The sequence below is a fragment of the Streptomyces sp. NPDC104202 genome, assembly GCF_055584185.1.
The window spans coordinates 26,535-48,564 of record NZ_JBVJMN010000025.1 but is presented as its reverse complement, the minus strand read 5'-3'; the positions used below and the strand labels follow the sequence as shown (position 1 = coordinate 48,564).

The following is a 22,030-nucleotide window of genomic DNA, read 5'->3' as shown; positions in this document are numbered from 1 at the left end:
GGGAAGGCGTACGGCCCGGCTCTCGCGCGTGATCGCCAGGCCGGGCCGTACGACGACGAGCTGCGTCAGTTGACCTTGATCTGGTCGTAGACGGGGACGCTGAAGGGGTTCAGGGTCACGTTGGAGACGCGCTCGGAGTAGCCCGCGCTGCCGTTCTGGTACCAGAGCGGGATGGCGCCCATGTCGTCGCGGAGGACTCCCTCGGCCTGCTGGAAGATCCCGACGGCCTTGGCGATGTCGGACTCGGCGTTGGCCTGGTCGACCAGCTTGTCGAACTCGGGGTTGGAGTACTTCCCGTCGTTCGAGGAGGCGTTGGTGTAGTACAGCGGCTGAAGGAAGTTCTGGATGAGCGGGTAGTCCATCTGCCAGCCGGCGCGGAAGGGGCCCTTCATCTTCTGCGTGCTGACCTGGCTGCGGAAGTCGGCGAAGGTGCCGATCGGGTTGCCGACGCACGCCCGGTTGTTGCCGAGGGCGTTGTTGATGGAGTTGCAGACGGCGTCCACCCACTCCTTGTGGGAGCCGGTGTCGGCGTTGTACGAGATCGTCATCGTGCCGCCGGGGATGCCGCCGCCCTCGGCGACGAGCTTCTTGGCCTGGGCGGCGTCGTACGTGCAGAAGTCGCCGCAGACGTCCTTGAAACCGCCGTCCTCGCCGAGGACGGGAGAGGTCCAGTCGACGGCGGGGGTGCGGGTCTTCTGGAAGATCGTCTCGGTGATCTGGTCGCGGTTGATCGCCATGGAGAGGCCCTGGCGGAGCTTCTCCTGCCCGGGCTTGTTCCAGGCCGGGTCGTAGAACGGGAAGGAGAGCGTCTGGATGATGCCGGCCGGGACGTTGATGTACCGGTCGCCGAGGTCGGCGGAGACGTTCTTCAGCTGGGAGGCGGGCACGTCGTCGACGAGGTCGAGGTTGCCGGCCGTCAGGTCGGTGTAGGCGGTGTTGTTGTCGGTGTAGACCTTGAGGGTGATGCCGCCGTTCTGGGCCTTGTCGGTGCCGGGGTAGCCGTCCCACCGCTTGAGGGCCATCTGGGAGCCCTTGGAGTACGAGTCGACCGTGTACGGGCCGTTGCCGATGGGCTTGGAGAGCCAGCCGGCGTGGTCGTCGAAGAAGGCCTGGGGCAGCGGCGCGAAGGCCGCGTAACCGAGGGTGATGGGCCAGGTGGAGAACTTCTGGGTGAGCTTGACCGTGAAGGTCTGGGGACCGGTCACCTTGAGGCCGGACATGGTCTCGGCGGTCGGCTCGCCCTTCTCGGGGTGGACCTGGTCGTACCCCTCGATCTGGCCGAAGAAGTAGGCGTTCTTCTGGTTGTTCTTCAGCTGGGCGCCGTAGTTCCAGGCGTCGACGAACGACTTGGCGGTGACCTTCTCGCCGTTGGAGAAGGTCCAGCCGTCCTTGACCGTGATGGTGAAGTTGGTCGAGTCGGTGGTCTCGATGCTCTGGGCGAGCATGTCCTTCGCCTCGCCGGTCTTGGGGTCGTACTGCTTGAGCCCCCGGAAGATCATGGAGAGGACCTTGCCGCCCTGGACCTCGTTCGTGTTCGCGGGCTCCAGCGGGTTCTGCGGGTCGCCCCACGAGGAGCTCACGATGCCGTCGGCACCTCCGCCGCCGCCGCTGTCGTCACCGCCACCGCAGGCGGTCGCCGCGAGGGCGACGGCGGTGGCCAGAGCGGCCCACTTGGCGTGCGTGGCTCCGCGCATGGAGTGCCTCCCGTATGTCCTAAGTCTCACTTAGGCCCCAATATCACCCGATACTGACGGTCATGCACTTTCAAGGCACCCGGACGGCGGCCGCCACGACGAAGGGCGCCCCCGGTCCTGGTGGACCGGGGGCGCCCCTCTGTCATGCGCGCGATGGGTCAGTGCGCTCCGACGACGTTCTTCTCCTCGGCGAAGTGGCACGCCGAGGAGTGGGCCGCCGGGGTGTCGAGCCCCTGGAAGCGCGCCGGCACCGCGAGCAGCGGCACCTCCTGCGCGCAGCGCTCCTGCGCCTTCCAGCAGCGGGTCCGGAAGCTGCAGCCCGACGGCGGGTTGGCCGGCGAGGGCACGTCACCGGTGAGGATGATCCGCTCGCGGTGCGCGCGGGCCTCCGGGTCCGGCACCGGCACCGCGGAGAGCAGCGCCTGGGTGTACGGGTGCGTCGGGTGCTCGTAGATCTCCTCGTCCGTACCGATCTCGGCCATCTTGCCGAGGTACATGACGCCGACGCGGTCGGAGATGTGCCGGACGATCGACAGGTCGTGCGCGATGAAGAGGTAGGAGAGGTTGAACTCGTCCTGCAGCTTCCCCATCAGGTTGATGACCTGCGCCTGGACGGAGACGTCCAGGGCCGAGACCGGCTCGTCGCAGATGATGATCTCCGGGTTGAGCGCGAGGCCGCGGGCGATGCCGATGCGCTGGCGCTGACCGCCGGAGAACTGGTGCGGGTACCGGTTGATGTACTCCGGGTTCAGACCGACGACGTCGAGCAGCTCCTGCACCTTGCGGCGCCGGTCGCCCTTCGGGGCCACCTCGGGGTGGATGTCGAAGGGCTCGCCGATGATGTCGCCGACCGTCATGCGCGGGTTCAGCGAGGTGTACGGGTCCTGGAAGACCATCTGGATGTTGCGGCGGACCGCCTTCAGCGCGCGCCCGGACAGCTTGGTGATGTCCTGGCCCTTGTAGAAGACCTCGCCGGCGGTGGCCCGCTCCAGGTTCATCAGGAGCTTGGCGACCGTGGACTTGCCACAGCCGGACTCGCCCACGATGCCGAGGGTCTCGCCCTGGAAGAGGTCGAAGGAGACCCCGTCCACGGCCTTGACCGCGCCGACCTGCTTCTTGAAGAGGATGCCCTGCGTCAGCGGGAAGTGCTTCTGCAGGTTGCGCACCTGGAGGATCGGTTCGCCACGGCCCACAGGGGCGTCGAGGGCGGCGGCCACGGCCTCGTCGTCCTTGTTGAGGTCAGCCATGGATCGTCTCCTTCCAGAAGTGGCAGGCGCTCTTGCGACCCGGGAGGTCCGCGCCGTTCTGCTCGGTGATCGGCACCAGGGCCGGGATCTCCGTGCGGCAGATGTCGTCCGCCTTGGGGCAGCGCGGGTTGAAGGCGCAGCCCGTGGGGACCTTGAGCAGGTTGGGCGGGAGGCCCTTGATCGCGTAGAGCTCCTGGCCCTTCTGGTCCAGGCGCGGGATCGAGTCCAGCAGGCCACGGGTGTACGGGTGGGCCGGACGCTTGTACAGCTCGTGCACCGGCGCCTGCTCGACGATCCGGCCGGCGTACATCACGGCGATCTTGTCCGCGACGTCGGCGACGACGCCGAGGTCGTGGGTGATCAGGATCAGACCCATGTTGTATTCCTGCTGGAGCTCCGCGAGGAGGTCCATGACCTGGGCCTGGACGGTCACGTCGAGAGCCGTGGTGGGCTCGTCGGCGATGATCAGGTCCGGCTCCAGGGCGAGCGCCATGGCGATCATGATGCGCTGGCGCATGCCGCCGGAGAACTGGTGCGGGTAGTCGGAGACCCGCGCCTTGGCGGCGGGGATCTTCACCCGGTCCATCAGCTCGACGGCCTTGACCGTGGCGTCCTTCTTGGACATGCCCTGGTGCACCCGGAACATCTCGCCGAGCTGGTAGCCGACGGTGAGGACCGGGTTGAGGGAGGACAGCGCGTCCTGGAAGATCATGGCGATCTTCCGGCCGCGGATCTTCCGGCGCTCCTCCTCGGACATCTTCAGCATGTCCTCGCCGCGGAACAGGATCTCGCCCTGCGGGATCTTGCCGGGCGGCATGTCGAGGATGCCCATGATGGCCTGCGCGGTGACGGACTTGCCGGAGCCGGACTCGCCGAGGACGGCGAGGGTCTCGCCGGCGTCGACCGAGTAGTTGACTCCGTTGACCGCCTTGGCCACACCGTCACGGGTGTGGAACTCGACGTGCAGGTCACGGACTTCGAGCAGCGGACCGTTGGAGTCGGATCCACCTCGCGGCGCGGGGACGGCCGCGGTCTTGTCGATGATGCTCATCTCTTACGCCCTCCTCAGCGCAGCTTGGGGTCGAGGGCGTTGCGGACGGCTTCGCCGAGCATGATGAACGCCAGAACGGTGAGGCTCAGCATGATCGAGGGCCAGAGCAGGACGTGCGGGGCCACTCGGATCTGTGCGACACCGGCCGAGATGTCGACGCCCCACGAGACGGTCGGGGCGGCGAGGCCCAGACCGAGGAAGGACAGGGTCGCCTCGGCGGAGATGTAGCCGCCGAGCGCGATGGTCGCGACGACGATGACCGGGGCCATGGCGTTCGGCAGGATGTGCTTGAACAGGATCCGCGTGGTGCCGGCGCCGAGCGCCTTCGCCGCGTGGACGTAGTCGGCCTGCTTGACCGTGATCACGGCACCGCGCATGACGCGGGTGATCTGGGTCCAGCCGAGGAACGCGAGGGCGAAGACGACGACCCAGACGGTCCGCTCGACGAACGCCTGCAGGACGACCATGGCGCCGAGCAGGAACGGGATGCCGAAGAAGACGTCGGTGAGGCGGGAGAGCAGGGCGTCGACCCAGCCGCCGAAGTAGCCGGAGATCATGCCCATCACGCCGCCGACGATCGTGACGATCGCGGTGACGCAGACGCCGACGATGATCGACGCGCGGGTGCCGTGGATCAGTCGGGCGTAGACGGAACGGCCCTGCTGGTCGTAGCCCAGCCACTCGGGCGAACCGACGTTGCCCAGCTCCGGCTTGCTGAGGAAGTGGTGGACCAGGTCACCGGCGGTCGGGGACGCGCTGGTGAAGAGGGTCGGCCACGCCGAGATCAGCAGCAGCAGCGCGATCAGCGCCGAGGAGATGATGAAGTACGGGTTGCGGCGGAGGTCGACCCAGGCGTCGCCCCAGAGGCTTCGGGCCTTTTCCTTCGTCGGAGCCGGTCCCGCGCCCACGGACGGCGGGGCGATGGCGTCCTCGACGGCCGCGGTGGCGGTCTTGGTCACGTCAGGCATACCGGATCCTCGGGTCCAGGACCGCGTACAGCAGGTCGATGAGCAGGCTGGTGACGAGGTAGACGATCACCAGGATGGTGACGAGGCCCACCAGGGTCGAACCCTCACGACGGGAGATCGACTCGGCGATGACACCGCCGATGCCGTGGATGTTGAAGATGGCCTCGGTGACGACCGCGCCGCCCATGAGGGCGCCGATGTCGGTGCCGAGGAAGGTGACCACGGGGATCATCGAGTTGCGCATCAGGTGGACACCGATGACGCGGCGCCTCGGCAGACCCTTGGCGACGGCCGTGCGCATGTAGTCGGCCCGCAGGTTCTCCGCCATGGAGGTACGGGTGAGCCGTGCCACATAGGCGAGGGAGAGACCGCCGAGCACAATGGCCGGAGCGAGCATCTCGCTCAGGACCGGTTCCGTGCTGACGTTCGGCGCGATCCAGCCCAGGTTGAAGGCGAACACCATCTTGATGATGTAGCCGAGGACGAAGACCGGGATCGAGATGATCAGCAGGGTGAAGATCAGGATCAGGTTGTCGGCCAGGCGGCCGGCCCGCAGACCGCCGATGATGCCCAGGCCGATGCCGAAGACCAGCTCGATGGCGAAGGCCAGTGCGGCCAGCTGGAGGGTGATGGGGAACGCGTCGCCCAGCACCTCGGTGACCGGCAGTCCGTTGCGGATCTGGGTACCGAAGTCCAGGTGCAGGACCATGTCCCGCATGTAGAGGATGTACTGCAGCCATTCCGGCTTGTCGAGACCCAGCTCGTGACGCTTCGCGGCGAGCGTCGCCGGGTCGGCGCCCTTGTCGCCGAACATCGCCAGCACGGGGTCACCGGGCAGGAGGTGAACCATGGCGAAGATCAGCAGGGTTGTCCCGAGGAATACCGGGATCATCTGGAGCAGTCGTCGTGCGACATAGCGCCCCATCATGCCTCCGTTGAGATGTGACAGCCGCAGCCGACGGGCCCTCCCCCGACAGCATGCCCGGATCCGGGCATGCTGATGTCGTGGAAGGGCCCCCCAGCCACTGCGTAAGGCACCGAGACGGGACTGACGATCCGTCAGTCCCGTGACGGCGTGCGGACTACGCTCGGGTGATTACTTCTTGACCTCGACGCCGGTCAGGATCGGGTCGCCGTCCTGGCCGTAAGCCACGCCCGAAACCTTCTCGGAGTAGCCCGCGTTGACCTTGTAGTACCAGAGCGGGATGGACGGCATGTAGTTGACCAGGTCCTTCTCGATGGCCTGGAACTGCTTGACCGACTCGTCCAGCGTGGCAGCGGAGTCAGCCTTGGCGATCTTGGCGTCCAGCTCCTTGTTGGAGAAGTCGCCCTGGTTGCCGGCCGCACCCGTGCGGAACAGGTCCGAGATGAAGTTGGCGTTCACCGGGTAGTCGAGCACCCAGCCGGAACGGTAGAGCGACTTGACCTGCTTGGTCTTACGAGCGGTCAGGTCGGCCTGGAAGTCCGGCTTGCCGTCGCCGACGCACTGGACGGACGTGGCCTGGGTGATGGAGTTGCAGACAGCGTCCACCCACTCCTTGTGGCCACCGTCGGCGTTGAACTGGATGGAGATCTTGTTGCCGGGGACGCCGCCGCCGGCCTTGATGAGCTCCTTGGCCTTCGCCGGGTCGAACTTGGTGACGCCGGCGCCACCGTCCTCCTGGAAGCCCAGGACACCCTTGGCGACCCAGCCGGTCGCGGGCTCACGCGTACCCTGCAGCACCGTCTTGGTGATGGTGGCACGGTCGATCGCCATGGACAGACCCTGGACGACGCGCGGGTCGATCGCCTTCGGCTTCTTCCACTGGTCGGCGTAGAAGGCGACGGCGATGGTCTGGATCGCGGAGTACGGCTGGTCCACGGCGCGGTCGCCGAGGTCCTGGCGGTAGACCGGGAGGTCCTTCGGCGCGATCTGACGCAGGACGTCGACGTTGCCGGACTTCAGGTCCTCGTACGCGGCCTCGAGGGTGGTGTAGTTCTTGAAGACCACACCGCCGTTCTTCGCCTTGTTCGGGCCCTTGTAGCCGTCGAACCGGGTGATCTCGATCTTCTTCTTGTGGTCCCACGACTTGAACTTGTAGGGACCGTTGCCGACCGGCTTCTGGCCACCGGCGACCGGGTCCTTGTAGAAGGACTCGGCCATCGGCGCGAAGACGATGTAGGCGAGCTTGTGGCCGAAGTACGGAACGGCCTTCGTGAGCTCGATGGTGAAGGTGTTCTCGTCGACGACCTTCAGGCCCTCGAGCTTGTCGGCGGTCTGCTTCGCACCCTCGGCGTCGGGGTGGACCTTGTCGTAGCCCTTGATGTCGCCGAACCAGGACGCGAGGCCCTGGGCGTTCTTCAGGCTGGCGTTCCAGTTCCACGCGTCCACGTAGGACTTGGAGGTCACCGGGGTGCCGTCGTGGAAGGTCCAGCCCGGCTTCAGCTTGACGGTCCACGTCTTCGAGTCCGTCGTGGTGACCGACTCGGCGTTGATCATCTCGAGGGAGCCGTCGGCCTTGTAGTCGACCAGGGTCGAGAACAGGCCGGCCATGACGGCGGAGCCGTTGGACTCCATCGTGTCACCGGTGAGCAGGGGCTTCTCAGGCTCGCCCAGCTCGATGGAGAAGATTCCGTTCGGGTCAACAGCGCCCTTGGCGTCACTGCCGCCGTCGCTCTTACCCCCGCCACAGGCGGTCGCAGCAAGGGCGACGATGATCGCGCCCGTTACCCACTTGGCGCTCTTGGCACCGCGCATGGGTTCCTCCTCATGAGTCCACTTTGTCGCTACAAGAGGGGCACTCCGAGTTCGGCCGACACCCCTGACGGCTTTGGACTCAAGTACCCCGAGTGTGCTCGTGAGTCGGCACTCCCCACAGTGCGTGACCCATTGACCCGAGCTCAATGGAGCCAACTATTAAGTACGTCCGGGCTGTAAACCACACTTAAGTGGTCTCGTTTTGACAACATCACCAGGGCCCTGGAGACCGAAATCCGGACAAACTGAGCACAGACAGACACGCCCGAAACGGACTGTTAACACACGTACCGGAGAGCGATCGCCGATATGCGGACACTCGGCCTCCGAAATGAAGTTGACGCGACTTGACGAAAAGCCCGGACCCCCACAGCTTCTGTGGGGGTCCGGGCTCTGTTGCCGACGTCACGTCAGGCGGGAGCGGCGAAGATCACAGGACCCTGATCTACCCCGCCGTCCTCGGCCGTATGCGACCTTACTCAGCCGTTCTTGGCGCGGGAAGACGCACGGCCCCGCGCGTTCTGGTCGAGGATGACCTTGCGGATGCGCACGGCCTCCGGGGTGACCTCGACGCACTCGTCGTCGCGGCAGAACTCCAGCGACTGCTCCAGGGACAGCTTCCGCGGCGGGACGATCGCCTCGAAGGAATCGGCCGAGGAGGAGCGCATGTTGGTGAGCTTCTTCTCCTTGGTGATGTTCACGTCCATGTCGTCGGAGCGGGAGTTCTCGCCGACGATCATGCCCTCGTACACCTCGGTGCCGGGGTCGGTGAACAGGACGCCGCGCTCCTGGAGGTTGGTCATCGCGAACGCGGTGACGGCGCCCGCGCGGTCGGCGACCAGCGAACCGTTGTTACGGGTCGTCAGGGTGCCGAACCACGGCTCGTGGCCCTCGTGGATGGAGTGGGCGATGCCCGTGCCGCGGGTGTTGGTCAGGAACTCCGTACGGAAGCCGATGAGGCCGCGGGACGGGACGACGAACTCCATGCGGACCCAGCCGGAGCCGTGGTTCGACATGTTGTCCATGCGGCCCTTGCGGACGCCCATGAGCTGCGTGACGGCGCCCATGTGCTCCTCGGGGACGTCGACCGTGAGGCGCTCGACGGGCTCGTGCGTCTTGCCGTCGACCTCCTTGGTGACGACCTGGGGCTTGCCGATGGTGAGCTCGAAGCCCTCGCGGCGCATCTGCTCGACCAGGATGGCGAGCGCGAGCTCACCACGGCCCTGGACCTCCCAGGCGTCGGGGCGCTCGGTGTCGAGGACACGGAGCGAGACGTTGCCGATCAGCTCGCGGTCCAGACGGTCCTTGACCTGACGGGCGGTGACCTTGCGGTTCTTGACCGCGGCCTTGGCGTCCGCGCCCTTGCCCGTGCCGCCGCGGCCGACGAGCGGCGAGGTGTTGGTGCCGATGGTCATGGAGATGGCCGGCTGGTCGACCGTGATCAGCGGGAGCGCGATCGGGTTCTCCGGGTCGGCCAGGGTCTCGCCGATCATGATGTCGGGGATACCGGCGACGGCGCAGATGTCACCGGGGCCGGCGACCTCGGCGGGCTTGCGGGTGAGCGCCTCGGTCATCATCAGCTCGGTGATGCGGACGTTGGAGATGGTGCCGTCCCGCTTGATCCACGCGACCGTCTGGCCCTTGCGCAGCTCGCCCTGCTCGACGCGGAGCAGCGCGATGCGGCCGAGGAAGTTGTCGGCGTCCAGGTTGGTGACGTGGGCCTGGAGCGGGGCCTCCTCGTCGTAGACCGGGGCCGGGACGTGCTCCAGGATGGCGGAGAAGAACGGCTCCAGGTTCTCGGAGTCCTGCGGGACCGTGCCGTTCTCCGGCTTGGTCAGCGAGGCGATGCCGTCACGGCCGCACGCGTAGACGATCGGGAACTCGATCTGGTCCTCGTCCGCGTCCAGGTCGAGGAAGAGGTCGTAGGTCTCGTTGACGACCTCGTCGATCCGGGAGTCCGGGCGGTCCGTCTTGTTGATGCAGAGGATGACGGGCTTGCGCTGCTGGAGCGCCTTGCGCAGCACGAAGCGGGTCTGCGGGAGCGGACCCTCCGAGGCGTCCACGAGGAGGACGACCGCGTCCACCATCGACAGACCGCGCTCGACCTCGCCACCGAAGTCGGCGTGGCCGGGGGTGTCGATGATGTTGATCGTGATCGGGGCCCCGCCGTCCTTGGGGTGATACTTCACCGCCGTGTTCTTGGCGAGGATCGTGATGCCCTTCTCACGCTCCAGGTCGTTCGAGTCCATCATGCGGTCGTCGAGCTGCTGGTGGGCGGCGAAGGCACCGGCCTGCTTGAGCATGGCGTCGACGATGGTCGTCTTGCCATGGTCGACGTGGGCGACGATGGCGACGTTACGGATGTCGTGGCGCGTGGGCATGGGTGCTTGCGCTTCTCTCGGATCGTGGGATGCGGCGTCAGTTCCTCGTACGCCCGCCGGGCGGACGCGCCACGGCTATGTCCTATGGTACGGGGCTGCCGCGCAAGGGGCTTCCCCGCCCGGGATCCGAGAGGGTCTACTGGGAGTTTTCAAGGGTGTGGGGAGGGTCGTGCGACCGGGTCAAAGGGCCGACGCGATCCTGCCCGCCGGGTTCACCGGCGGGCAAGGAACTTGAGCTGCTTCTGAGGTTGTGACCTGCGGTTTCGGAGTTTTCAGAGGTTTCAGCGGTTTCGTTCGGCGCCCTGGGCGGACTCCGGCTTCTTGAAGCCGATGTCCTGGTAGCGGGGTGCGGCGAGACCCCAGGCCCCGGCGTTCACCAGGTCGGCCCTGGCGGCGACGAGCTGGGGGCGCTGGTAGAGGGGGATGGATCCGGCCGCGGCCCAGATCCGGGCGTCGGCCTGGCGCACGAGGTCGCGGGCCTCCTCCTCGTCGAGCGTACCCGCCGCCTGGTCGAAGAGCTGGTCGATGCGGTCGGTGCCGACCCGCGAGTAGTTCTGCTCGACCAGGAGCGAGCCGTCCGAGGCGGGCTCGGGCTTGGCGAAGATCGGGCGGGCGTCGGTCGCCGGGAAGGCGGAGGCGGGCCAGGAGTACAGGGCGAGGTCGTAGTCGCCGGAGGCGACGTGGTCCTTGAAGAAGCTGTCGTCGGAGACCTTGGTCACCTCGGTGCGGATGCCGACCGCGTCGAGCATCCGCACGATCCGGTCGCCGACCGTGCGCAGGGACTCGGATCCGGGGCCCGAGGGCAGGACGAAGCGGAGGCTGAGGGCCTTGCCGTCCTTGCCCAGCGCGGTCGCGGCGTCGGGCGCGGTGACGGGGGCGGCGGTGCCGCGGGGAGCGTAGGCGCCGGGCATCCCCTGGTCCGGCTTGGCGGCCGCCTGGGCGCCGGCCCGGGCGGCGGCGCCCGTACCGGTGTCGAGCGCCTCGGCGCGGGCGAGGAGGGCGGCGCTCTGGCCGGCGGCCGCGGGGGCCGGGGCGAGGATGCCGGTGCCGGTCTCCGGGCCCGCGGCGCCGACGGCGGGGGCGGCTCGGCGCTCTCCGGGCTTGTCGTCGCCGACGATGTAGAGGCCCTCGTCGGAGGCGGTGTCGCCGCTCTTCCCTGCGTCGGACGGGTCCTCCTTGGCCGCGCCCTTCTTCTTCTCCTCGGCCTCGCTGCCCGCCTTGGTGCCCGCGGGCTTCCTGGCCGCGCCGCCGGGGACCCAGCCCGCGTCGGCGAGGAGGGCCCGGGCCTCCTTGGTGTCCTGGCCGCCGAGCGCGTCGCTGCCGTCCGCGTACGCTGCCTGCCCGGCGAGCGCGAGGTGGCTGCCGGGGGGCTTCGCGGGCAGGCCGAGCGGCTTGAGTACGGATTCGGCCAGTTCCTGGCGGTCGATGGCGCGGGCCACCGCCCGCCGGACCCGCTCGTCGGCGAGGGGTCCGGACTCGCCGTTGAGCGAGAGCTGGGTGTAGGCGGGTTCGAGGGACTTGCGGACGACGTACTTGGCGAGGCTGTCCTGGGCGGCCGCGTACGCGGCGATGGCCTGCTGGTTCTTCGCCCGGGCGGCGGTGACCTCCGCCGCCTTCTCGTCGTCGGAGCCGTGGGCCAGCGCCCACGAGCGCAGGGCCTTGGACGGGGTGGTCCCCGAGCCGGGGCCGTGCGCGAGGGCCGCCTGCGCTCCGTTGCGGCCGGCCCGGGCGTCGCGGAGCGCGAGGGCGATCCGGTCGGCGGTGGGCCGGTCGATATCGGCCAGGTCGAGCTTGCCCGCGGCGAGGGCGTCTGCCCGGTCGGCTCGGGGGACGGCGGCGAGGACGATGCTGTCGAGCTTGGCGGACTCCCCCCACCAGCGGGGGTTTCGGGTGAGGGTGACGCCGCCGGTCCGGCGGTCGACCGCCTTCAACAGAAACGGTCCTGCAGTGGCCTTGAGGGTGGTGCGCGCCCCGTCGTTGAAGGAGTTCGGGGACCCCATGACCTGCTTGGGGTAGAGCGGGGTGAAGAGGGACTGCCAGTCGGCGTACGGCTTGGCGAAGGTGACCCGCACCTCCAGGTCGTTCTTGCCCCGCTCGATCTTCTCGATCCGCTCGTACCCGGAGTTGCGGGCGGTCCAGTACGCGGTGTCGCGTCCGCTCAGGGCCCGCCACTGCGCGACGAAGTCGGGTGCCCCGATCTCGCGTCCGTCGCTCCACACCGCCTGCTGGTTGAGCTTGTAGAGGACGACCTGCTTGGGCTCGGTCTCGACGACCTGCGCGGACTCCAGGTAGTCGGGGTTGCGCTGTGGCCGGCCCCGCTCGTCGATGGTGTAGAGCGAGGGGAGCACGGCCGCGGCGATGCGGGAGGTGGCGCCGTCGGCGTCGGCCTGGAAGGAGTTGAGCGTGGTGGGCAGCGCGTCGACGGCCCAGCGCACGGTGCCGCCGTCGGCCACCCGGTCGCGCGCGGCGGGCGCGTTGTCCTGGGCCGCGGCCCGGGACTCGTCGGCCTCGTCGCCGGAGCTGCAGCCGGCGAGGACGGTGACGGCGAGGACGGCACTGGTGAGCGTCGCGACGGAGCGGAGCGTGCGGGAGCGGGGGCTCCTGGAGCATGTCCTCCCGCGAGGGGCGCCGATCTGGGACATGACTTGTACCCCTTCGTCCAGATTCATTCCATTTGGAGATGATCACACCTATTGCTCGTCCACTGAAAAGGACAGGGTGATTTCGGCCAGCGCGACACGGCGGCACGTCCGGAAAACGCCACTCGTGCGGCGCAACGCTCCGGCGGCCGCCGAGCGGCACAGGCCGGGCGGAAGAAGAAGGAGAAGGAGAAGAGAAGAGAGGAAGGGGAAGAGAGGGGGAAGGCGAGGACGGGGGCGGGCGAGGACGGGGGCGGGCGGGGACCGTCAGCCCGTCGCGCCCGCGCTCCAGCGGCCGAGGACGGGTTCGGCGAGGGTACGGGCCGGGCGGCACAGGGTCTGGCCGTGGCGGGCGAAGAGGTCGTCGCGCGAGGTGAAGCGGCCCAGGTCCGTACGGAGATGGGCGGACAGGTCGCAGGGGGCCGTGCCGGCGCAGGCGGCCGGGGCGTCCCAGTCGACGGTGGTCCGGGCGACGGCCTCGAAGAGGGTCTCCGGGCCGGCGTTGGTGAAGCCGGCGTCCCGGCGGGCCGGGGCTCCGGCGGCGGCGCCGTCGGACGCCGTCCCGGACTCCCCCGGCGCCGCGAACAGTTCGGCTATCGGCACCCAGGCGCCGTCGAGGCGGAACTCGGGCCAGGCCAGCAGGACCTCCTCGGGCACGAACGGGCGCAGCCGCGGGAAGCGCGGGTACCAGAAGACGCCGTCCACGAGCAGCCCCCGCACCCGGGTCTCCACGCCGAGGGAGCGGGCCACCGCCTCCAGGACCGCCATCCGCTGGCTGCACGAGCCGCGGCCCAGGCGCAGGGTGCGCGACACCCGGCGCCGGTCCTCGACGGAGTAGACCGGCCGGACGGAGGTGACGACGGCCGCGTGCGCGATCCGCAGCCGGTCGCGGTCGGTCACCGCACCCCGCTCGTCCGCCTCGCGCCGCACCCGAGCCACGAACGCGGCGACCCGCGGGTGGGTCAGGTCCACGACGGGAGTGGGCCGGGTCGACCCGGCGGTCGGGTCCGCGTCCGCGGCCTCGAAGGCCCGGTGCGGGGCGGGTACGACGGTGCGGAACGGCATCAGAAGACGGCTGGTCACGGCTGTATCCCCCTTCGCGGGGCGGCTGGAGCGCCCCGGCGGCACCATCCTCCTCCTGCGCCCGCCGGCGCGGAGGCCGGGGTGCGGTCCGTTCAGTGCCAGCCCTCGCGGTAGGCCGCCCAGTCCTCCTCCCGCGCCGCGAAGTCGACGTAGAGGGCGAGTCCGAAGCGCTCGCGGCCCGGGTCGGTCCGGCCGAGGCCGAGCCGGGCGCCCCGGACGGCCGCGGCGACGGTCTCCGCGTTCTCGTGGTGGCCGAGGTCGTCCTCGTGGAAGAAGGGGAGCCCCATCAGGAGGTCGGTCGACTCCGGGGTGACCTCCAGGGCGAGGCCGGTCTGCTGGGCGACGTACCCGCCGTAGAGGCTCTCCAGCGGCATCCAGGTGTCGTACGACATGACGGCGATCTGGTCGACGCGCCGGGCGACCTCCCCGAAGAACTCCTGCGACCACCACTTCTCGCTGCCGCTGACCGCGCCCAGGGCCGCGTGGGCGCCGGGCAGCGGGTCGATCTGGTGGGCGGCGACCGAGAGCGCGGCCTTGCGGGAGCGGGTCAGCCGTCCGAGGTCGTCGAGGAGGGAGAGGTAGTCCCGGTCGCCGGAGTGCAGCGGCTCCAGGTCGAAGTGGACCCCGTCGAAGCCCGCGTCCAGGACCTGCCGGGCCGAGCCCACCACCGCCCGCCGGGACCCGGCGTCCTCCAGGCGCAGCCCGACCGGGCCCTCGGTCGCCAGGACGTCGCCCAGCCACGCCTGGACGCGGATTCCCGGCATCGTCCGGTGCACCCCGTCGATCAGCCACCTCGCCCGGGGGTGGGCCGAGGCCGGCAGGGTGCCGTCGTGTTCCAGGGGTCCGGCGTGCACGTACAGGTCGCGTATCCCGGTGCCCTTGAGGCGGGCGGCGAGCGCCGTGAGGTCGGCGTCCTCCTTCCGGCCGTCGACCCAGGCGTGGCCGATCCAGAAGGCGTCCCTGCCGCGGGTCCTCGCGTCGTCCCTCGGGTCGCCCGCGTAGCCGACGCGGAGGGCGAGGGCGCCGAAGAGCGGCGGCACGACGAGGAGCAGCACGAGGGGGAGGACGAACCAGCGTCCCTTCCGCCACCACCTGCGCAGCCGTCCGTCCAAGCTGAACCCCCCGGGGTCGTTCGTCACGTGACCGGCAGACCACCGTACGGGCGGCCACTGACAGTGACGCCGTGGGGCGGGGATCGGTTTCCGTCCGGTCGCGACACCCCATACCCGGACATAACCTCCACCTTGTGACGCGAATAGCCACCCGAGCCCTTCTCGCAGCACTGGTGGCGGCGTGGTGGCTCCTCGTGCCCGCCGTTCACGGTGCCCACGCCGACGACCCCGTCGCGCTGTCCCGCGACGGGCAGATCACCGACCGGGTGGGCGCCCTCGGCGACCGCCGCCCCGCGGTGGTCGAGGCCCTCGACCGGCTCTACGACGACCGGCGGATCCAGCTCTTCGTCGTCTACGTCCGCGACTTCTCCGGCCGCACCGGGCAGAGCTGGGCCGACGCCACCGCCGAGCGCAACGGCCTGGGGACCGACGACGTCCTCCTCGCCGTCGCCACCCACGACCGGCTGTACGGCTACTCCGCCGATCCCGACGCCCGGCTCACCCAGGCCCAGCTGGACGAGGTGGCCCGCACCGCGATCGAACCGGCGCTGCGGCAGAACGACTGGGCGGGCGCGGCCATCGGCGCCGCCGACGGCTACGGCGCCGTGCTCGCCGGACGGCCCGTCCCCGTCCCCTCCCTCACGCCCGGCCCCGCCGACCCCGGTGCCGCGGCCGACGACGGCACCTCCGCCTCCGACCTGGTCCTGCCGGTGGTGCTCGTCGGCGGCGCGGGGGCCGTGGCGGCCTACGCGTACACCAAGCGGCGCCGGCGTGCCCGGACCCGCACCACCCCGCAGGCCGGCCAGGGCTGGGGCGCCCCGCAGGAGCCCGCCCCGCCGTCGCTCGCCGATCTCGACGGCCAGGCGCGCCGGACGCTGGTCGCCACCGACGACGCGGTCCGCACCAGCCAGGAGGAGCTGGGCTTCGCGTCCGCCCAGTTCGGCGAGGAGGCCGTACGCCCCTTCACCGAGGCGGTCGACTTCGCCAAGGAGCAGCTGGCCGCCTCGTTCCGGCTGCGCCAGAAGCTCGACGACGCCTTCCCCGAGGACGACGCGACCCGCCGGGCCATGCTGGAGGAGATCCTCCGCCGCTGCGCCGAGGCGGACGCCCGGCTCGACGCCGAGACCGAGGACTTCGACCGGCTCCGGGCCCTGGAGCGGACCGCACCCGAGGCGCTGGCCGCCGTGGAGGCCGCCGTCCGCGAGCAGACGGGGCGGGTGGGCACGGCCGAGGCGGCGCTGACCGCGATGCGCACGCGGTACGCGGAGACCGCCGCCTCCCCCGTCGCCGGCGACGTCGAACAGGCCAGGGACCGGCTCGTCTTCGCGTCGGCCCACGCCGACCGGGCCCGCGGGCAGGTCGACGCCGGCGACAACGGCGGGGCCGCCGTGCACATCCGGGCGGCCGAGGGGGCCGTGGACCAGGCCACCCGGCTGATCGAGGCGGTGGACCGGCGGGCGCAGGACCTGGCCGAGGCGGTGGGCAAGCTGCCCGGCGCGCTGTCGGAGGCGGACGCGGACCTGGCGGACGCCCGCGGACTGCTGGACGGAACGGCCGAGGGGGTGTCCACCGCCGATCTGCGGGGCCGGATCGCCCGGGCCGAGTCGGTGGTCGGCGAGGTGCGGCGGACGGTGGACTCCGGCCGGTACGACCCGATCGACGCGCTGCGGCGGGTCGAGGAGGCCGACACCGCGCTCGACGAGGCGCTGGAGGGCGCGCGCGAGCGCGAGTCGGGTTCCCGGCGCGCCCGCGCGCTCCTGGATCAGGCGATGCTGACGGCCCGCTCGGCGATCGGGGCCGCCTCCGACTTCGTCACCACGCACCGGGGCGCTGTGGGCAGCGAGGCCAGGACCCGCCTGGCCGAGGCGCAGCGGCACTGGAACGAGGCGCACGCGCTCGCCGGGGCCGGGGACCCGCAGACCGCGCTCGCGGAGGCCCGGCAGGCGGACGCCCTCGCGCGCCGCGCGCAGGAGCTCGCCGAGCAGGACGTCCGCACCTACGGGAACCCGAACGGCATGGGCGGTGTATCAGGAGGGGGAGGCGCCGGCGGCGGGCTCGGCGGCGCGGTCCTCGGCGGCATCATCCTCGGCGGGCTGTTCGGCGGGGGCAGGGGCGGCGGACACGGGGGGTTCGGTGGGGGCTTCGGCGGGGGGTTCGGGGGCGGGAGCCCGGGCGGCGGTCCGGGCAGCTTCGGCGGCAGCGGCACACGCGGCCGGCTGGGCGGCGGCGGCCGCTTCTGACGGCGGTCCGCGCCGTGTCCATTCCCTTTCCGTCCCTCCCAAGGAGAAGAGCCATGAGCAAGCAGACCGTCCTCGGCCGAGTCACCCAGCTGGCGAAGGCCAACATCAACGCCCTGCTGGACCAGGCGGAGGACCCGCAGAAGATGCTGGACCAGCTGATCCGCGACTACTCGAACAACATCACCGAGGCCGAGGAGGCGGTGGCCGCGACCATCGGCAACCTCCGGCTGATGGAGCAGGACCACCAGGAGGACGTGGCGGCGGCCGCGGAGTGGGGCGGCAAGGCGCTGGCCGCGAGCAGGAAGGCGGACGAGCTGCGCGGCGGCGGACAGACGGCGGAGGCGGACCGGTTCGACAACCTGGCGAAGGTCGCGCTGGGCCGCCAGCTCCAGTCGGAGAAGGAGGCGCGGACGGCGGAGCCGACGATCGCCGCGCAGACCGAGGTGGTCGCCAAGCTGCGGACCGGCCTCGACCGGATGAAGGCCAAGCTGGGCGAGCTGCAGGCCAAGCGCGACGAGCTGGTGGCCCGCGCCACCTCGGCCCGGGCGCAGAACCGCATGATGGACGCGGTGAAGAGCGTCGACGTGCTGGACCCGACGAGCGAGCTGAACCGCTTCGAGGACAAGGTGCGCCGGGAGGAGGCGCGGGCGCTGGGCAAGCAGGAGCTCGCCGCCTCCTCCCTGGACGCCCAGTTCGAGCAGCTGGACGCGCTCGGCGACAGCGCCGAGATCGAGGCCCGGCTGGCGGCGCTCAAGGGCTGACCCCCGGGCGCCGGCGCCGGTCAGAACATGCTGAGGAGCTGTTCCACGGTGGGCTCGGCCGCGTCCTCGCCGTCCGGCAGGGCCAGTTCGAACCAGACGGTCTTGCCGCGCGGGGTGCGGCGCGATCCCCAGGAGGAGGAGAGCAGGCCGACGAGCTGGAGGCCGCGGCCGCCCTCGTCGGTGTCCCGGGCACGACGGCGCCTGGGCTGGACCAGCCCGGCGTCCCAGACCTCGCAGACGAGCGTGCGGTCGCGGAGCAGCCGCAGCCTGATCTCGCCCTCGCCGTACCGCAGGGCGTTGGTGACGAGCTCGCTGACGAGGAGTTCGACCGTGTCGACGAGCGGTTCGAGGTCCCAGGCCGCCAGCTGGGCGCGGGCCAGCTCGCGGGCCCGGCCGACCGAGCGGGGTTCCCTGGGCAGCTGCCAGTCGCCGACCGCCTCGCTGGGCAGTCCCTGGATCCGGGCCATGAGGAGGGCGATGTCGTCCTCGCCGTGTCCGGTGTTCAGGCTGCTGAGGACGCGGTCGCAGACGTCCTCCAGCGGCCGGGCCGGGTCCGTGAGGGCCCGGCGGAAGGCGCTGAGGCCCTCGTCGAGCGGGTGGTCGCGGGACTCGACGAGGCCGTCGGTGTAGAGGGCGAGCAGGGCGCCCTCGGGGAGTTCGACCTCGACCTCCTCGAAGGGCTCGCCGCCGACGCCGAGCGGCATCCCGGGGGGCACGTCGAGCAGCAGGGCCTCCTCGCCGGGTTCGACGAGCACCGGCGGGAGGTGTCCGGCGTTGGCGAAGGTGCAGCGGCGGGTGACGGCGTCGTAGACGGCGTAGACGCAGGTGGCGAGGTAGACCTCGGAGAGTTCGGGGCCGCGGGACTTCTGGGTGCGGGACTGCTGGGTGCCGATGGGGGCGCCGAGGCCGCGGGCGATCTCGTCGAGGTGGGAGAGGACCTCGGCCGGCTCCAGGTCGAGCTGGGCGAGGGTGCGGACGGCGGTGCGCAGTTCTCCCATGGCGACGGCGGCGCGCAGGCCGCGGCCCATGACGTCCCCGATGACGAGGGCGGTGCGGTGGCCGGGGAGTTCGATGACGTCGAACCAGTCGCCGCCGACCTCGGTGGCGGCGGTGCCGGGGAGGTAGCGGCAGGCGATGTCGAGGCCGGCCGCCTCGGGGTCGCCGGGAGGCAGGAGGCTGCGCTGGAGGATGAGGGCCCGTTCGTGCTCGCGGCGGTAAAGGCGGGCGTTGTCGATGCAGACGGCGGCGCGGGCGGCGAGTTCGACGGCGAGGGCCCGGTCGCGTTCGCCGAAGGGTTCGCTGCCCTTGGTGCGGGAGAACTGGACGAGGCCGACGACGATGTCGTGGGCGACCATCGGGACGACCAGGGTGGACTGGACGAGTTCGCCGTCGACGCCCGGGACCGTCCGGATGCGGCCGGTGCGCAGGGCCCCGGCGCAGGGCGAGTTGAACGGATAGCGGTGGACGGCTCCGACCTCGATGGGCACGGGGCCGCAGCAGCCGCTGTCGGCGGCGTGGCCCTCGTCGCTCCTGAGGGGGGTGTCGGAGACGGCGCTGGCGAAGGCGACCCGGCGGAGTTCGGCGCTGCCCGCCCCGTAGCCGACGTCGTGGGAGCTGCCCCACCGGCCGGGCGGGGCCTCGTCGCCGGTCAGCAGCCCCTGGTAGAGGTCGACGGAGGCGAGGTCGCAGAAGCCGGGGACGGCGACGTCGAGCAGTTCGCGGGCGGTGGCCTCCAGGTCGAGGGAGTTGCCGATGCGGGCTCCCGCCTCGTTGAGGAGGGCGAGGTTGCGGCGGGCGCTGGCGGCCTCCCTGGCCGCGTTGTGGCGGCGGGTGACGTCGATGCCGAGGCCGGCGACGCCGATGGGCCGGCCGGAGCCGCTGTGGACGCGGTAGAGGTTGATGGACCAGTGGCGGCGGTCCCGGGCGCCGGGCGCGGCGCCGACGATCTGGAAGTCGGTGACGGACTCCCCGGTGTCCAGGACCCGCTGGAGGGCGCCGGTCATCCGGTCGGCCTCGGGGCGGGTGAGGTAGTCGTGGACGGTGCGGCCGCGGTGGTCGTCGGCGGAGCCGCCGAAGACGGTGGCGAAGCGCCGGTTGGCCCGCTTCACGGTGAGGTCCGTGCCGAAGAGGAGGAAGCCGAAGGGAGATTGGCCGAATATCGCCTGGGAGGCGGCGAGGTCCGTCTCGATGCGGCGCAGGGCCCGCACGTCGACGACGATGCACAGCGCGGCCCGTTCCCCGGTGGGGGTCTCGCTCGGCATCACGTACATCTCGGCGATGCCGTGGGGACGTTCCTCCCCGGGCAGACGGAAGGGGACGAGTCCCGTCCACTCCTTGCCGTCGAGGATCTCCTTGACCCTCCGGTGCCCGCGCTCGCGCAGGTCGGCGGGCATGAAGACCTCGACGGGGTCCTTGCCCATCGCCTCCGCGGCGGTCACCCCGAAGAGGTCCACGGCCCGCCGGCTCCACTGCTCGACGAGGCCGTCGGGCCCGATCGAGAAGGAGGCGACCCGGATGTAGTCATAGATCGAGCCGGGCGGGCTGCTCTGCCACACGACGCCGCCGCTCGCCGTCTCGGATATCTCGCTCACGCGACCGTCCCCTCCAGCTCACCGCACCGGATCGGCCATGCCCGCAGTATTCAATACGGCGGGCCCCGACGGCACGACGTTCCCGATCACAGGGTGGTCTCGGTCGTCCCGTGCCGAGTACCGGTGATCGTTGTCCCACCCTGTTTACTCACCAGGGAGAGCCAGCTCGAACCATACGGTTTTGCCCGTCCTTCCTTTACGGGTCCCCCAGCGCCGCGCGGAACAGGCCACGAGGCCCAGACCGCGGCCCCCTTCGTCCTCCGGTCCCGAGGGGCGCGCGGTCGGCGGATCCGGAAGCGGATCGGAGACCTCCACCAGCAGGGCCGGGCCGTGGTCCGGGCCGGCGCCGTCGGGGCCGATCCGGACGAGCCGGACCCCGATCGGGCCGGAGGCGTACCGCAGCGAGTTGGTCACCAGCTCGCTGACCAGCAGAACGGTCACATCACCGACGGCCGCGTCGAGCTTCCATGCCCGCAGGGTCTCGCGCACCGCGTGGCGGGCCGTGCGCACGGCGTTCGCCTCCGCGGGGAAGTTCCACTCGGCGCGGTCGCCGTCGGTGTCGATCACACCCGATCACTTCCCCAGCTGTGCGTCAGCAGGCCGACCCGCATCCTCTTTCAAGGGATCAATCTGGACATACCCGATATTCGGGGCGGGATATCGTGCCGGGGGCAGCGGCGGGCGCACGGTGGCACGAACGGCGTAGAGAGTCAGCCACGCGCTCCGTCGAGGGGCGCATGCGGCAGCCTGAGCCCTGCCTCGGCGACGGCGGGCCGGTCCTGGTCGAGCCAGTCGACCGTGTCCAGCTCGTGCCGGGCGAGCCAGCGCAGCTCGTCGTGGTCCTCCAGCGGGCGGGGCGTGCCCGAGAGGAGACGGGCGGTCCACACCCGCAGGACGTATCCGGGCTTCAGCGGCCACTCGCCCGGGAGGCGTTCGCCGGGTTCGACCTCCACGCCCAGCTCCTCGCGGAGCTCCCTGACCAGGGCCTCCTCCCCGCTCTCCCCCGGTTCGAGCTTGCCGCCGGGCAGTTCCCAGCGGCCGGCGAGCTCGACGGGAGCGCTGCGGCGCGCGGCCAGCAGCCGGCCCCCGTCGTACAGGGCTCCCGCGGCGACGACCACGACGTCGCGGTCCCGGTCGGGGGCGGTGTCGTGGCGGGACTCGTCGGGGCGGGACTCGTCGGGGCGGGGCGCGTCACGCCGGGGTTCGGCGGGGCCGGTGGTGCGTTCCGTCATGGGCGCGAGCGTAGCCCGGGCCGGACGGCGGCCGGGTTCGGCGAGCCCGCGGCGGCCGGGCTCAGAGGGCCGGGGTGCCGATGCGCTCGACCCAGTAGAGCTGCTTGTGGCCGCGGTCGTCGAGGCTGTCCGCGATCTTCTGGGCCTCGTCCCTGGTCGCGTACCGCCCCACCCGGTAGCGATTGCCGTTGTCGTCCTGCCGTATGACGAGCCACGGGAGGAGAGGGCCGCTGTCGGTCATCGGGCTTCTCCTTCCGCCGGTCCGGGCGCCGTCCTGGATCTCCGGGAAACCGC

At 70.9% G+C, this 22,030-nt stretch carries 16 protein-coding genes; 2 read left to right on the top strand and 14 right to left on the bottom strand.

The features are described 5' to 3' along the window. Window positions 1-65: 65 nt before the first annotated feature. From ACZ60W_RS18070 to ACZ60W_RS18025, 10 genes are all read right to left on the bottom strand, one after another. A complete protein-coding gene (locus ACZ60W_RS18070) occupies window positions 66-1,694 on the bottom strand; it encodes a peptide ABC transporter substrate-binding protein (protein ID WP_469756300.1) in 1,629 nt (542 codons plus the stop codon). Window positions 1,695-1,852: 158 nt separating this feature from the next. Beyond that, window positions 1,853-2,941 (bottom strand): ABC transporter ATP-binding protein, encoded by a 1,089-nt coding sequence (locus ACZ60W_RS18065; protein ID WP_469756299.1) that lies wholly within the window; start codon window positions 2,939-2,941, stop codon window positions 1,853-1,855. Next, window positions 2,934-3,992, bottom strand: coding sequence for an ABC transporter ATP-binding protein (locus ACZ60W_RS18060; RefSeq protein ID WP_469756298.1), 1,059 nt, complete (start codon window positions 3,990-3,992; stop codon window positions 2,934-2,936). Before ACZ60W_RS18060 ends, ACZ60W_RS18065 begins: the two co-directional genes overlap by 8 nt. 14 nt (window positions 3,993-4,006) lie before the next feature. Next, window positions 4,007-4,960 (bottom strand): ABC transporter permease, encoded by a 954-nt coding sequence (locus ACZ60W_RS18055; RefSeq protein ID WP_469756297.1) that lies wholly within the window; start codon window positions 4,958-4,960, stop codon window positions 4,007-4,009. Next, window positions 4,953-5,885 carry an ABC transporter permease gene (locus tag ACZ60W_RS18050; protein ID WP_469756296.1) on the bottom strand — a complete coding sequence of 311 codons (933 nt, stop codon included), beginning with the start codon at window positions 5,883-5,885 and terminating at the stop codon, window positions 4,953-4,955. Before ACZ60W_RS18050 ends, ACZ60W_RS18055 begins: the two co-directional genes overlap by 8 nt. 171 nt (window positions 5,886-6,056) lie before the next feature. Beyond that, window positions 6,057-7,697 (bottom strand): peptide ABC transporter substrate-binding protein, encoded by a 1,641-nt coding sequence (locus tag ACZ60W_RS18045; RefSeq protein WP_469756295.1) that lies wholly within the window; start codon window positions 7,695-7,697, stop codon window positions 6,057-6,059. A 479-nt stretch (window positions 7,698-8,176) separates the two neighbouring features. Continuing rightward, window positions 8,177-10,078 (bottom strand): translational GTPase TypA, encoded by a 1,902-nt coding sequence (gene typA, locus ACZ60W_RS18040; RefSeq protein WP_469756294.1) that lies wholly within the window; start codon window positions 10,076-10,078, stop codon window positions 8,177-8,179. A 281-nt stretch (window positions 10,079-10,359) separates the two neighbouring features. Then, window positions 10,360-12,720, bottom strand: a complete 2,361-nt coding sequence (locus tag ACZ60W_RS18035; RefSeq protein WP_469756293.1) for an ABC transporter family substrate-binding protein — start codon at window positions 12,718-12,720, stop codon at window positions 10,360-10,362. Window positions 12,721-12,984: 264 nt separating this feature from the next. Next, window positions 12,985-13,800 carry a transglutaminase domain-containing protein gene (locus ACZ60W_RS18030; protein ID WP_469756292.1) on the bottom strand — a complete coding sequence of 272 codons (816 nt, stop codon included), beginning with the start codon at window positions 13,798-13,800 and terminating at the stop codon, window positions 12,985-12,987. 92 nt (window positions 13,801-13,892) lie between these two features. Next, window positions 13,893-14,912, bottom strand: a complete 1,020-nt coding sequence (locus ACZ60W_RS18025) for a glycoside hydrolase family 18 protein (RefSeq protein ID WP_469756291.1) — start codon at window positions 14,910-14,912, stop codon at window positions 13,893-13,895. A gap of 134 nt (window positions 14,913-15,046) precedes the next feature. On the opposite strand from ACZ60W_RS18025, the gene ACZ60W_RS18020 reads away from it, so the two are divergent. Next, entirely contained in the window at window positions 15,047-17,152 is a 2,106-nt protein-coding gene (locus ACZ60W_RS18020) for a TPM domain-containing protein (protein ID WP_469756290.1), read from the top strand. Between the two features lie 53 nt (window positions 17,153-17,205). After that, complete coding sequence (locus tag ACZ60W_RS18015) at window positions 17,206-17,913, top strand: PspA/IM30 family protein (RefSeq protein ID WP_469756289.1); 708 nt, start codon at window positions 17,206-17,208, stop codon at window positions 17,911-17,913. A 20-nt stretch (window positions 17,914-17,933) separates the two neighbouring features. On the opposite strand, the gene ACZ60W_RS18010 is transcribed toward ACZ60W_RS18015, so the two are convergent. The 4 genes from ACZ60W_RS18010 to ACZ60W_RS17995 form a co-directional block, all read right to left on the bottom strand. Then, the gene (locus ACZ60W_RS18010; RefSeq protein ID WP_469756288.1) at window positions 17,934-20,504 is read right to left on the bottom strand and encodes a SpoIIE family protein phosphatase; all 2,571 of its coding nucleotides are present in this window, start codon (window positions 20,502-20,504) and stop codon (window positions 17,934-17,936) included. Window positions 20,505-20,648: 144 nt separating this feature from the next. After that, complete coding sequence (locus tag ACZ60W_RS18005; RefSeq protein WP_469756287.1) at window positions 20,649-21,071, bottom strand: ATP-binding protein; 423 nt, start codon at window positions 21,069-21,071, stop codon at window positions 20,649-20,651. A 143-nt stretch (window positions 21,072-21,214) separates the two neighbouring features. Continuing rightward, window positions 21,215-21,622 (bottom strand): (deoxy)nucleoside triphosphate pyrophosphohydrolase, encoded by a 408-nt coding sequence (locus ACZ60W_RS18000; protein ID WP_469756345.1) that lies wholly within the window; start codon window positions 21,620-21,622, stop codon window positions 21,215-21,217. Between the two features lie 175 nt (window positions 21,623-21,797). Next, window positions 21,798-21,977 carry an SPOR domain-containing protein gene (locus ACZ60W_RS17995; protein ID WP_366308607.1) on the bottom strand — a complete coding sequence of 60 codons (180 nt, stop codon included), beginning with the start codon at window positions 21,975-21,977 and terminating at the stop codon, window positions 21,798-21,800. Window positions 21,978-22,030: the final 53 nt, after the last annotated feature.

Excerpts from the sequence above, each read along its gene's own strand:
- ACZ60W_RS18065 (WP_469756299.1), bottom strand. The coding sequence starts at position 2,941 with ATGGCTGACCTCAACAAGGACGACGAGGCCGTGGCCGCCGCCCTCGAC.
- typA (WP_469756294.1), bottom strand. The coding sequence starts at position 10,078 with ATGCCCACGCGCCACGACATCCGTAACGTCGCCATCGTCGCCCACGTC.
- ACZ60W_RS18055 (WP_469756297.1), bottom strand. The coding sequence starts at position 4,960 with ATGCCTGACGTGACCAAGACCGCCACCGCGGCCGTCGAGGACGCCATC.
- ACZ60W_RS18045 (WP_469756295.1), bottom strand. The coding sequence starts at position 7,697 with ATGCGCGGTGCCAAGAGCGCCAAGTGGGTAACGGGCGCGATCATCGTC.
- ACZ60W_RS18070 (WP_469756300.1), bottom strand. The coding sequence starts at position 1,694 with ATGCGCGGAGCCACGCACGCCAAGTGGGCCGCTCTGGCCACCGCCGTC.
- ACZ60W_RS18060 (WP_469756298.1), bottom strand. The coding sequence starts at position 3,992 with ATGAGCATCATCGACAAGACCGCGGCCGTCCCCGCGCCGCGAGGTGGA.
- ACZ60W_RS17995 (WP_366308607.1), bottom strand. The coding sequence starts at position 21,977 with ATGACCGACAGCGGCCCTCTCCTCCCGTGGCTCGTCATACGGCAGGAC.
- ACZ60W_RS18015 (WP_469756289.1), top strand. The coding sequence starts at position 17,206 with ATGAGCAAGCAGACCGTCCTCGGCCGAGTCACCCAGCTGGCGAAGGCC.
- ACZ60W_RS18035 (WP_469756293.1), bottom strand. The coding sequence starts at position 12,720 with ATGTCCCAGATCGGCGCCCCTCGCGGGAGGACATGCTCCAGGAGCCCC.
- ACZ60W_RS18050 (WP_469756296.1), bottom strand. The coding sequence starts at position 5,885 with ATGGGGCGCTATGTCGCACGACGACTGCTCCAGATGATCCCGGTATTC.